7 protein-coding genes are annotated in these 12,348 nt (G+C 58.8%); 1 reads left to right on the top strand and 6 read right to left on the bottom strand.

Going from position 1 to position 12,348, the window contains the following annotated elements; genetic code table 11:
• The first annotated feature begins 203 nt into the window (after positions 1–203).
• Positions 204–5,228 (top strand): dermonecrotic toxin domain-containing protein, encoded by a 5,025-nt coding sequence (locus tag PMI29_RS01320; RefSeq protein ID WP_008004228.1) that lies wholly within the window; start codon positions 204–206, stop codon positions 5,226–5,228.
• A gap of 3 nt (positions 5,229–5,231) precedes the next feature.
• Here PMI29_RS01320 and argR read toward each other — a convergent pair whose 3' ends face one another.
• The 6 genes from argR to acs form a co-directional block, all read right to left on the bottom strand.
• Positions 5,232–6,212, bottom strand: coding sequence for a transcriptional regulator ArgR (gene argR, locus PMI29_RS01315; RefSeq protein WP_008004229.1), 981 nt, complete (start codon positions 6,210–6,212; stop codon positions 5,232–5,234).
• Between the two features lie 246 nt (positions 6,213–6,458).
• The gene (locus PMI29_RS01310) at positions 6,459–7,223 is read right to left on the bottom strand and encodes an ABC transporter ATP-binding protein (RefSeq protein WP_007971015.1); all 765 of its coding nucleotides are present in this window, start codon (positions 7,221–7,223) and stop codon (positions 6,459–6,461) included.
• 37 nt (positions 7,224–7,260) lie between these two features.
• A complete protein-coding gene (locus PMI29_RS01305) occupies positions 7,261–7,959 on the bottom strand; it encodes an ABC transporter permease (RefSeq protein ID WP_008004231.1) in 699 nt (232 codons plus the stop codon).
• Positions 7,956–8,645 carry an ABC transporter permease gene (locus PMI29_RS01300; RefSeq protein ID WP_007992766.1) on the bottom strand — a complete coding sequence of 230 codons (690 nt, stop codon included), beginning with the start codon at positions 8,643–8,645 and terminating at the stop codon, positions 7,956–7,958. The genes PMI29_RS01305 and PMI29_RS01300 overlap by 4 nt, the downstream gene beginning before the upstream one ends.
• 91 nt (positions 8,646–8,736) lie before the next feature.
• Entirely contained in the window at positions 8,737–9,513 is a 777-nt protein-coding gene (locus PMI29_RS01295; RefSeq protein WP_008004232.1) for an ABC transporter substrate-binding protein, read from the bottom strand.
• Between the two features lie 702 nt (positions 9,514–10,215).
• On the bottom strand, positions 10,216–12,171 hold the full coding sequence (acs, locus tag PMI29_RS01290) for an acetate--CoA ligase (RefSeq protein ID WP_008004234.1): 1,956 nt from the start codon (positions 12,169–12,171) through the stop codon (positions 10,216–10,218).
• Between the last annotated feature and the right edge of the window lie 177 nt (positions 12,172–12,348).

Consider the following 12,348-nt stretch of genomic DNA (forward strand, 5'->3'; position numbering starts at 1 on the left):
GCGCAAACCCCGGATTTTCCCGGGTTTACGGCAATGCGACATATAGGGTCGCAAAGGCGCAGTTTAACTGGCGGCGCAGGTTTGCGGCAGGTTGCATCGTCGATACCGATGCCGATTCGCCCCGTGCCGTAAATATGTACCGCACGTCGTTCGTGTTTACGGGTTTTCCTAGGTGCCTCTCAACATCGACGGCACCTATCCCCATGAATACCGACCATAGCGACAGCTTCGAGGCTTCCAGGCCCGATACGCATTATCAGCATCTGCTCAATATCATTCCTTCCTGGCTGCGCCAGGCAACCCCACAACGTCGTGAAGCGCTAGGCAACGTCAATCCGAAAATGGCGGCCAGCCTCAAGGATGCCTCGCGAGATCAACACGCTGAACTCGGCCAACTGATTTCCACCCATGCGCTAAGCCAGGGTCGGGTTGATCGGGTCCTGGCGAATCTGCTGAATCCCTCAGCCTTCGCCGAACCGCTGTTGAAAGCGACACTCAAGAGTCGTTTCGACCTGGAACTGGACGTCAGCAAAATCTTTCTGCGCCTTTATATTCCCGCGCACAACCCCTGGCTGCGCATGAAGTCCGGGGCTGCACGCATCTGGACCGTGTCGCTGCTGGACGCGGCACTGCACAATTTCGAAAACGCTGAAACCGAAACTGACGCCTTTGAACCCGCCTCGGCCTACATCACACCACCCTCTTCCTCCGGGCAGTTCACCGCCCTGCCAACGATTCTGGAAAAGATGCCCATCGTGGCGTTTACCCGCCTGTGCCGGGACCTGGACATTGGCGAGCGCTATAAAACCTATTTGGAAGAAAATCTGGGCATCAGCAACCCGGTAGTCGCAGCCATCCTGCAGCCCAAAATTCACGAGAGCCAGAAAACAGCGCTGACAGCGGCCTTGCACATGGCGCACATGCAAAAATTTTTGGGCAGCGGTATCCAGCGCCTGATCCTGGGCCTGATCGACGGGCTACCGAACTTGCGGTTGCACGGTCAAGCATGGGGCGCTCACGAATTGACGCTCATGAATGCCCGCCTGACGGGCATCGTGATGTTTGCGCCGGATCTGCAGAGTGCTCGCGAAACGGTCAGTGTGGTGGCCTACATTCCCGATGACCCGCTGCATCCGATCAAGGCCTATCCCTCTTCTGCGGCATTCGCGCTGGAACTCGGCGAGCGCCTGCGTGACCCGGCCTATCAACAGTTTTTCAGTCGTTTCATCAACCATGAAGATCGCGGGTATTTTTTCTCGCAATTGAACCAATCGCTCACGCCCGTTACATGGCAACCGGTCGAACCCGGTGATTCACGCCCGACCTGGAGAGAGCCCCCAAACCCTCGCGCAAACCTGGGACTGAGATCGGCAGCGATCGAGGGTGACCTGTGGATTCATCTATACCAGCGCAAACTCGACAAGATCCTCAACGACGCACGGGTCATCGCCGTTTCCACCGCCACAGTCGACCGCAAGGCGCGCTGGGCACTGTGGGACTCCTTCACCGAAATCGCCTCGGCGCTGCTGAACATTGCAGCGTTTATCGCGCTGCCGTTCGTACCGTTTCTTGGCGAGCTGATGATGGCTTACATGGCGTACCAGTTACTCGATGAAACCTTCGAAGGCGTCATCGACTGGGCCGAAGGCCAGGGCCGGGAAGCCATAGGGCATTTGATCGGCGCCGTTGAGTCCGCCGTGCAAGTGGGCACCTTTGCTGCGGGCGGCGCGATCGCAGCAGGTGAATTTCGTGCAGTGTTACCACGGGAAATCGTACAGTTCATCGATCGTTTCAACTCAGTCAAACGGCCGAATGGCGAAGCCCGTTACTGGAAGCCGGACCTGACGACGTACCAGCAATCCATCGCGCTGCCCGAGCAGGCAAAAACTGATGCGCTGGGACTGAATCGGCACCAGGGCAAAACCGTGCTCTCGCTGGAAGGCAAACAATATTCCGTCACTGACGATCCGCTGACCGGCCAGCATCGCATCGAACACCCCACTCGCTCCGACGCCTATCAACCTGCACTGGCGCACAACGGCCAAGGCGCCTGGCAAACGGTACTCGACCAACCACTGACCTGGGACAAAACCACCCTGCTGCGGCGCATCGGTGCCGACATGCAGCGCTTTTCATTGAGCGAGCGCGAACGCATGTTGAGCATCAGCGGCAGCCACGAAAATGCCCTGCGTAAAATGCATGTGGGCAATGGACAACTGCCGCCACTGCTGGCCGACACGCTCGAGCGCTTCAAGATTGATCAGGATCTTCAGATTTTCATCGAGCGGATCGACAGCCAACGCGCCGACGACTACCTCAATGCCGACCCGGCCACACAACTGGAACTGCTCTGCGATTACGGTTACTGGCCGGCGAATCAAGGGCTGCGCCTGGTTGACGGGGCGAAAACCGTTTGGGAGCGTGTCGCCGCAGACCAGCCTTTGGTGCAGATCGACCTGGCACGACTGGTTGATAACGACTTGCTGCAGACAGTGTTGCAAACCCTGAGCGATAGCGAAGTAAGGACACTGATGCAGGAGGAGTTCGGTGCACCCACGCCCAGCCTTGCAAACCGGGCCCGAACCTTGCGCCACCACCTGGCAATGCTGGCGCAGACAAAAAGGCACATTTTGTTCGAACAACGCTATCGCAGGCTTGAACATGGCGTCAGTTCACCGGTGCAACACATCAAAGACGCTGAACCGGGCCTGCCCACCAGTGTTGCCGAGGCGCTGCTCGACAGTGCCAATACCGCAGAGCGGCGTCAGATCGAAAATGGAAAAGTGCCAATACGCCTGCGTGAGATGGCGCAGCAGGCAAACCTTCAAGTGCGGATTACACGTGCCTGTGAAGGGCTCGATCTGCCATCGACACCCCACAACATTGACACCCATCGATTGGCCCTGCATTCGCTGGAACGCCTGCCAGGCTGGTCGGGACAAGTCCGACTGGAAATCCGCAACTACACAAAAGACGGTCCACTGATCGACAGCATCGGCAATCCAGAGGCTACGTCGCGCAAGGTGCTGGCATTGAACGCCGAAGGCGCCTATGAAGCCTTTGATGCTGACGGAGAACCTCTGAACAATGCCGACACACTGTATTCAAGCCTGTTGCAGGCGTTGCCCGACAGCGAGCGAATCGCCTTGAACGTCAACATCGGCGAAGGTGAAAGACTCCAGCAAATGATTCGTGAACACGCACTGGATCGTGACGCATTGCGTTTGCTGCTCGCACAGCACCCGATCCTTAAAGCCACCTACGATCCCACCGTGATGCGTTTGCTTGGCGGCACCGATGGCTATCGGCAGATGCCCCTCAATACCACCCTCTCGCTCCAAACCCGGACTCACTCACTGTTTCCGCATTTGACGCCAGAGCAACTGCAACGCTTCGTTGAGCGCTTGCAGCAGCATCCCGACGGCCCCCGTGCGCAGTTGCACCGACTGATCAACCAGCACGTGCAGTTGTTTGAAGAGCTCAATAACTGGCTCATTGAAGTCCCACGATTCGCTCCGGACATGCAAGTCAGCTTCAGCGCCGACCAAATACGCAACCAGCAACACATCCGTCGCCAGCTGATGGGACAATTGCTGGACTGCTGGCGTCGCCAGTCCACCTGGGATAGCGCCAATGACGCACTGGTTTCCTTCCAGTTCTCCCAGCCAATATGGGGGGAGCTACCCAGGCTGAGCGTCGATTTTGCGCAAGTTCACAACTTCATGCTGGAGGGTCATCGCACCACCCACGGCGTGAACGAATTCCTCAAGAGATTTTCCGGCCTGCATCGGCTGGCGCTGCGCAATTTCAACCTCGGTCAACTGCCGGACGCCATTGAGCAGTGGCCACAACTCAATGAGCTGATCCTGAGCGACTGCGCAGTCACCCTCAACGCACGAAGCCAGACCGTGGTGGCCTCGCTGAACAATCTTCAGGTGCTCGACCTTTATAAAAACCCTCTTGGGTTGGCTCCAACTCTGGAGAACATGCCAGACCTGAACTACATCGATGTTTCCGGTACCGGCCTGTCCGAAGTGCCACCCGGATTGATGTCGCGCCCCCGCCTTCGTACCGCGCTGCTCAACGACAACCGGATCACAGAACTTCCCGCCGCGCTGTTCAGTTTGCCGAGCAGCGTGCAGGAAGGATTCGACCTGGGTGGCAACCCGATTTCCGCTACCGGTCGCGAGCGGATAAAAACCCACTTCAACCAGACTCGCCGCGACTTTGGCATCTTTGCCGGCCAGGCTGACATCCAGCGCCTGCAAGTGCTTTATTCAGGGCTGGATAATGAGCAAGCCAGCGACTTCATCTATCGCCTGCCCGGTACGCTCGCCGACGGTAGAACCGAACTGGCACGCCTGGAAACCGAGTACGACACCTTGCGCAACGAACTGGCGGCCTGGACGGCCGACGTCCCGGCCGTTCATCCCGACAGCGGCCAACCCTTCACCGCTCAACAGCTTTTGCTCGAGCACCTCAACCGCGATGAGTTCAAGCTGTTGATGGAACGCTGCTGGCGCCGGGAAACCGATCTGGACGACTTCAATGAATCGCCCGAACTCACTTATGAGATGATCCTGAACACGGTCATCACCGGTGATCTACCCGCACTGAGCGCCGACTTCAGTCATGTCACGGCCTTGAGCCTGCGCAGCGACGCTGGCATGACGTCGGGTGCCGGACCTTTTCTGCAAGGCTTTTCACGCCTCAAGAGCCTGACCCTGCGCGAATACTCACTGCAGGAAATTCCAGACGCGATCTTCAAAATGGGCAATCTTAAGGCGCTGACGCTCAGCGAATGCAATCTCACCCTGAGCACGAACGACATCCAGGGATTGGCGGGAATGGAACGCCTCGACTATCTGGACTTGAGTGACAATCCGCTTGCACTTGCACCGGACGTCAGCCAGATGTCCGACCTCGCAGCGTTGATCCTGAACGACACCGGCATCAGTGAACTGCCCGCTGGCATGTTGCAATTGAAGTCATTGGGGTTGGCGGATTTGAGTGACAACCAGATCGTTCACATCCCCAGCGACATTCTGGAACTGCCGCTGGAAATCGCCGAAAGCATCATTCTGCGAGGCAATCCGCTAAACGAACAGAGCCTGCAAATCCTTATCGCCTACTGCAAAAAAACCACCGCGGATTTTAGTGTAGAGGCCGTCATCCAACGAGTGGAAATGGAGGTGTCGACGTCGGAAGATTCCGAGCCTGACGAGTGAGCCTCAACCGCGCTCGGACGGCACCGACGACAACTCGAACGGGCTGCTGCTGCGCCGCTGGTTGCGATCTTCCCGCGGCGTGGCACCGAAGAAATTGCGATAGGCGCTGGAGAAGTGCGGCCCCGAGGAAAAGCCACACGACAAGCCGATCTGGATGATCGACTTGCTGGTTTGCATCAACATCTGCCGGGCCTTGTTCAGGCGCAGCTCCAGGTAGTACTGGCTCGGCACGCGGTTGAGGTATTGCTTGAAGATGCGCTCCAGCTGCCGACGGGACACGCACACGTGCTGGGCGATTTCGTCGGTGGTCAGCGGTTCTTCGATGTTGGCTTCCATGAGCAACACGGCTTGCGTGAGCTTCGGATGGCTGGAGCCGAGACGGTTCTGCAACGGAATACGCTGACGTTCACCGCCTTCACGAATGCGCTCGACCACCAGTTCTTCGGACACCGCACCGGCCAGTTCCGCACCGTGGTCGCGGGCCAGCACCGCCAGCAGCAAATCGAGTACCGACATGCCGCCGCACGCGGTCAGGCGATCGCGATCCCAGTCGAACAAATGACTGGTGGCGATGACCTTCGGAAAGCGCTCGGCAAAATCGTCCTGCCAGCGCCAATGCACGGCCGCGCGATAACCGTCGAGCAAACCGAGTTGCGCCAACGGGTAGACACCGGCCGACAGACCACCGATCACGCAACCGGAACGCACCAGCTGTTTGAGCGCACTGCTGAGCGCCGGCGCCAGTGCAGTCGGTGGTTCGTCAGCGAGCAGGAACAGTTTCTGGAAGTTCTCGAGCTTGCCGGTCCAGGCTTCACCGGGCAATTGCCAGGCGCTTTCACTCGGAGGTTCGGCCTGCAAGAACGACAGTTCGTAGACCACGTCCGGATGCACACGCTGGGCAACACGCAAGGCCTCCTCAGCCAGCGCAAGCGTCAGTGCTTTAGTGCTGGGCCAAATCAGGAAACCAATTCGATGGGCAGTCATGGTGGGCAATCCGAAGCGGAGAACAATGATGAAGGCATGGGCCAATGCTAGCCCGTAAATGAACGCAAATCTTAAAACCGGCAAAGATCAAATGTGGGAGCGGGCTTGCTCGCGAAGGCAGTGTGTCTGTGGCATAGAAGCAAACTGACCCACCGCTTTCGCGAGCAAGCCCGCTCCCACAGGGGATAGGGGCTGGCCTCCAGATCGCGAAGCATGCACTATCGCGGTGCACAACGGCAGTCCTGATTACTTCAAGCTGCCGGACAGGAATTGCTGCAAACGCTCGGATTGCGGGTTCACCAGCACTTCACGCGGGTTGCCGCTTTCTTCGACCACACCTTTGTGCAGGAACACCAACTGGTTCGACACTTCACGGGCAAAGCCCATTTCGTGGGTCACCACGACCATGGTCCGGCCTTCCTGGGCCAGGGCCTGCATGACCTTCAGCACGTCGCCGACCAGCTCCGGGTCGAGGGCCGAGGTCGGCTCGTCGAACAGCATCACCTCAGGTTCCATCGCCAGCGCACGGGCAATGGCCACGCGCTGCTGCTCGCCGCCGGACATGTGGCCCGGGTACGCGTCTTTGCGATGGGCCACGCCGACCTTGTTCAGGTAGTGCTCGGCCTTTTCACGGGCTTCGGCCTTGGACACGCCGAGCACATGCACTGGCGCTTCCATGATGTTTTCCAGCGCGGTCATGTGCGACCACAGGTTGAAATGCTGGAACACCATCGACAGGCGCGAACGCATGCGCTGCAGCTGCTTCGGATCAGCGGCTTTCAACGCGCCGTCCTTGTTCGCCACCAGCTTCAGCTCTTCGTTGTTGAGCAGGATCTTGCCCGCGTGCGGCTGCTCCAGCAGGTTGATGCAGCGCAGGAAAGTACTTTTGCCGGAGCCACTGGAGCCGATGATGCTGATCACATCGCCGGCTGCCGCTTTCAGGGACACACCCTTGAGCACTTCGTGACTGCCATAGCGTTTATGCAGGTCTTGGACTTCAAGTTTGTACATGCGGTCGGTTCTCACAAAAACAGTCAGTCAGTGGTATTCAGTGCTTGCGCGGGGCCAGGTAGCCCAGCCAGCGGCGCTCGGCCATCTTGAACAGCTTCACCAGCATGAAGGTCAGGCACAGGTAGAACACGCCGGCCGTGATGTAGGCTTCGAACGGCAGGTAGAACTGGGCGTTGACCGTGCGCGCAGCACCGGTGATGTCGATCAGGGTCACGATGGACGCCAGACTGGTGGTCTGCAGCATCATGATCACTTCGTTGCTGTACTGCGGCAGTGCCCGGCGCAGGGCCGACGGCAGCAGAATGCGCTTGTACATCTTGAAGCGCGACATACCCATGGCCTTCGCCGCTTCGATCTCACCGTTCGGCGTGGCGCGCAGGCTGCCGGCGATGATTTCGGCGGTGTAGGCGCTGGTGTTGATCGCGAACGCCAGGCACGCACAGAACGTTGCGCTGGACAGCCACGGCCAGAGGAAGCTCTCACGCACCGCTTCGAACTGCGCCAGACCGTAGTAGATCAAAAACAGCTGCACCAGCATCGGCGTGCCGCGGATCACGTAGGTGTAGAGCCAGGCGGACATGTTGACCACCGAGTTCTTCGAGACGCGCATCAAGCCCAGCGGCAATGCGCACAGCAGGCCGAAGAACAGCGACAGCGCGAGCAGTTTGAGGGTGGTCACCAGGCCGCCGAAGTACAGCGGCAAGGCCTCCCAAATGACGTTGTAGTCGAAGATCATAGATCAGCCGCCCTTACGCCTACCGAGTAGCGCTTCTCAAGGTGACGCAATGCCAGCAACGAGACACTGGTGATCACCAGGTACAACGCCGCCACTGCGAGGAAGAAGGTGAAAGGCTCGCGGGTGGCATCGGCCGCCTGCTTGGCCTTGAACATCATGTCTTGCAGACCCACCACCGAAATCAGCGCGGTGGCCTTGGTCAACACCAGCCAGTTGTTGGTGAAACCCGGAATCGCCAGACGAATCATCTGTGGCACCAACACCCGGAAGAACACCTGGAAACTGCTCATGCCGTAGGCCATGCCGGCTTCGGCCTGACCTTTGGGGATCGCCATGAAGGCGCCACGGAAAGTTTCCGACAGGTACGCACCGAAGATGAAGCCCAGGGTGCCGATACCGGCCACCAACGGGTTCAGGTCGATGTACTCGTCATAACCGAGCATCGGAGCGACGCGATTGAGCAGGTCCTGGCCGCCGTAGAAAATCAGCAGGATCAGCACCAGGTCGGGAATACCGCGGATCACCGTGGAATACAGATCGCCCAGCCAGGCCAGCCAGCGCACTGGCGACAGACGCAGTGCCACGCCTATCAGGCCCAGGACAATGGCCAGGGCCATGGACGACAAGGCGAGCTGAAGCGTCAGCCAAACGCCATCGAGGATGACAGCCCCGTAGCCTTTCAACATGATTCAGGTCCTCGAAAGTTGGGATGAAAAAATGGCGCAAACCTCAGAGATCCTGTTGCTTGCGCCATTTCGGACTTGTCGCCGGGACGTATTACTTGCCGTAGATATCGAAGGCGAAGTACTTGTCCTGGATTTGCTTGTACTTGCCGTTCTCGCGAATGGCGGCGATGGCGGCGTTGAGCTTGCCCAACTCAGCCGTGTCGCCCTTGCGAACCGCGATACCTACGCCGTCGCCGAAGTATTTGACGTCGGTGAACGCAGGGCCGACGAACGCGAAACCTTTACCGGCGTCGGTTTTCAGGAAACCGTCATCCAGCAGAGTAGCGTCTGCCACGGTGCCGTCGAGGCGGCCGGCGGCCACGTCGAGGTAAATTTCGTTCTGCGAACCGTATGGCTTGATCTCGGCACCCAGCGGGGCCAGGACTTCGCGGGCGAAACGCTCGTGGATCGAACCACGTTGCACGCCGATGTTCTTGCCCTTGAGCTCAGTCAGGCCGTCGCTGACCTGAGTGCCGGCCTTCATGACCAGGCGAGCCGGGGTGTTGTAGTACTTGTTGGTGAAGTCCACGGACTTCTTGCGGTCTTCAGTGATCGACATGGACGACAGGATCGCGTCGATCTTGCGCACCTTGAGGGCAGGAATCAGGCCGTCGAACTCTTGCTCGACCCACACGCACTTGACCTTCATCTCTTCGCACAAAGCGTTGCCGATGTCGTAGTCGAAACCAACGATGCTGCCGTCCGGCGCTTTCGACGCGAACGGAGGGTAAGCCGCCTCGATACCGATTTTCAGAGGTTTTTCATCGGCGAAGGTTGGCAGGGACAGCACGGACAGTGCCAGGGCGCCAAGCAGCACGAGTTTCTTCATCTTGGGACTCCATCGGTAATGGGCAAAAACGGCAGAGTGAGCAACAGCCCAATATGCGAGTGAGTTGAACCGCAAAGCAGTGCTGCGTCCTGGGAAGCCGGTGTTTAAATTCAACACGGGCAACGACGAGCGAGTGATCGGCATTCTAACGACAGGCCCGAAGCCGATATTTCTTCAATGCGACAACTAATTACAGAAGCACCGAGAAAGCCGTTTTGGCACGTTGACAGCCCTGCAAATTCATGCAAGAGCAAAAGACATTGAACCGATCTATATTGCAAATTGCGGGCCTATTATTGGCAAACCCTTCTAATCCGGCAAGCGCAGCGTGGAGTCTTATTTTTCAGCGGTGCCTTTTCAACCCTGATGTGGGGCCTGGCGTTTCCCAATGCCCCGTATTGAAGCGATGCGGTTACACATTCAGTAACCTGAAAGAACACAGGTAACAGTAGGAAAAAGCCGACAGAGGAACCCGATAATTATTGGTAGATGTTGCTGTAGCGCCTGCCAAACCGCTATCGCGAGCAAGCTCGCTCCCACAGGTTTTTGTGGTGTGATTCAGATCGCATACACACCGCAAATCCCTGTGGGAGCGGGCTTGCCCGCGAAGAGGCCAGCCCAGCCTACACAAAAACCTCAGGCACAAAAAAGCCCCGCCAGGCTCAACACCTGACAGGGCTTCCAGTGACTCACAACCGCCGCTTACGCGACATTCATGGTCTTGTGCGTATCAATCAAATGCTGCACCACACTCGGGTCAGCCAGGGTAGAGATATCCCCCAACCCGTCATATTCCGCCGTCGCAATCTTGCGCAGAATCCGGCGCATGATCTTGCCCGAACGAGTCTTCGGCAGCCCCGGCGCCCACTGGATGACATCCGGCGACGCAATCGGGCCGATCTCCTTGCGCACCCAGTTTTTCAGCTCCAGACGCAGTTGTTCGTTCGGCTCTTCACCATTCTTAAGGGTGACATAGACATAAATGCCCTGCCCCTTGATGTCGTGCGGCACACCGACCACAGCGGCTTCGGCGACTTTCGGGTGCGCGACCATCGCGCTTTCGATCTCGGCGGTGCCCATGCGGTGGCCGGACACGTTGAGCACGTCGTCCACGCGCCCGGTGATCCAGTAGTAGCCATCGGCGTCGCGACGCGCGCCGTCACCGGTGAAGTACATGCCACGGAAGGTCTTGAAGTAAGTGTCGACGAAGCGGTCATGGTCGCCATACAGCGTACGCGCCTGGCCTGGCCACGAATCGAGAATCACCAGGTTGCCCTCGGCCTCGCCTTCGATGATGTTGCCCAGGTTATCCACCAGTGCCGGCACCACGCCAAAGAACGGACGCGCCGCCGAACCCGGCTTGAGGGCATGAGCGCCCGGCAGCGGGCTCATCATGTTGCCGCCGGTTTCGGTCTGCCACCAGGTATCGACGATCGGGCAACGGGACTTGCCGACATTCTTGTAGTACCAGTCCCAGGCTTCCGGGTTGATCGGCTCGCCGACCGAACCGAGCAGGCGCAGGCTGCTGCCATCGGCGCCTTCAACAGCGGCAGTGCCCGAGGCCATCATGGCGCGGATCGCGGTCGGCGCGGTGTAGAGGATGTTGACCTTGTGCTTGTCGACGATCTTCGCCACCCGGGTGATGTCCGGGTAGTTCGGCACGCCTTCGAACAGCAGCGTGGTCGCGCCGTTGGCCAGCGGGCCGTAGACGATATAGCTGTGGCCGGTGACCCAGCCGACGTCGGCGGTGCACCAGTAGATTTCACCCGGGCGGTAGTCGAACACGCGCTCGTGGGTCATGGCTGCATACAGCAGGTAACCGCCAGTGGTGTGCTGCACGCCCTTCGGCTTGCCGGTGGAACCGGAGGTGTAAAGGATGAACAGTGCTTCTTCAGCGCCCATCTCCTTCGGCGCGCACACGGTGCCGGCCACTTTCATCAGGTCCTCGAACCAGATGTCGCGATGCTGATTCCACTTGATGTCGCCACCGGTGCGCTTGCACACGATGACTTTCTGGATGCTGCTGGTTTCCGGGTTGGTTAGCGCGTCGTCGACGTTGGCCTTGAGCGGGATCTTCTTGCCGGCACGAATGCCTTCGTCGGCGGTGATCACCACTTTCGAGCGGCAGTCGATGATGCGACCTGCCAGGGCCTCCGGCGAGAACCCGCCGAACACCACCGAGTGAATCGCGCCGATCCGGGTACAGGCCAGCATGGCGACCACGGCTTCGGGGATCATCGGCATATAGATAGTCACCACGTCGCCGCGGTGCACGTCCTGACCACGCAGGGCGTTGGCGAACTTGCAGACTTGCTCGTGCAGTTCGCGGTAAGTGATGTTGCGGCTTTCGGCAGGGTCATCGCCTTCCCAGATGATCGCGACCTGGTCGCCGCGCTCTGCCAGATGACGGTCGAGGCAGTTGTAGGAAACGTTCAGGGTGCCGTCGGCGAACCATTTGATGTCGACATGGTGATCGTCGAAGGAAGTCTGCTTCACCGTGGTGAAAGGCTTGATCCAGTCGAGGCGCTTGGCTTGCTCGCGCCAGAAGCCGTCCGGGTTGACGACCGACTGCTGGTACATGGCCTTGTAGGTCGCCTCGTCGGTCAGCGTGTTAGCCAGAACCTCGGGACGAACGGGATACAGGGAAGCCGCACTCATCTTTCTTACCTCGGTGGAATAGTTGTTTTTGTATGACCCCGTTGTAGCCGGGCCGGGCCTATAGAACCATTCGACGATGGTAGTAACAAGCCCCTACAAAATGTCGTGAAAAACCGCCAAACCCACTACCGCCGCGGAACCTGTGGGAGCGAGCTTGAACTGGCCTAATGATTTTGG

The organism is Pseudomonas sp. GM49 (assembly GCF_000282355.1).
Lineage (GTDB): Bacteria > Pseudomonadota > Gammaproteobacteria > Pseudomonadales > Pseudomonadaceae > Aquipseudomonas.

Excerpts from the sequence above, each read along its gene's own strand:
- PMI29_RS01305 (WP_008004231.1), bottom strand. The coding sequence starts at position 7,959 with ATGATCTTCGACTACAACGTCATTTGGGAGGCCTTGCCGCTGTACTTC.
- PMI29_RS01300 (WP_007992766.1), bottom strand. The coding sequence starts at position 8,645 with ATGTTGAAAGGCTACGGGGCTGTCATCCTCGATGGCGTTTGGCTGACG.
- PMI29_RS01295 (WP_008004232.1), bottom strand. The coding sequence starts at position 9,513 with ATGAAGAAACTCGTGCTGCTTGGCGCCCTGGCACTGTCCGTGCTGTCC.
- acs (WP_008004234.1), bottom strand. The coding sequence starts at position 12,171 with ATGAGTGCGGCTTCCCTGTATCCCGTTCGTCCCGAGGTTCTGGCTAAC.
- argR (WP_008004229.1), bottom strand. The coding sequence starts at position 6,212 with ATGACTGCCCATCGAATTGGTTTCCTGATTTGGCCCAGCACTAAAGCA.
- PMI29_RS01310 (WP_007971015.1), bottom strand. The coding sequence starts at position 7,223 with ATGTACAAACTTGAAGTCCAAGACCTGCATAAACGCTATGGCAGTCAC.
- PMI29_RS01320 (WP_008004228.1), top strand. The coding sequence starts at position 204 with ATGAATACCGACCATAGCGACAGCTTCGAGGCTTCCAGGCCCGATACG.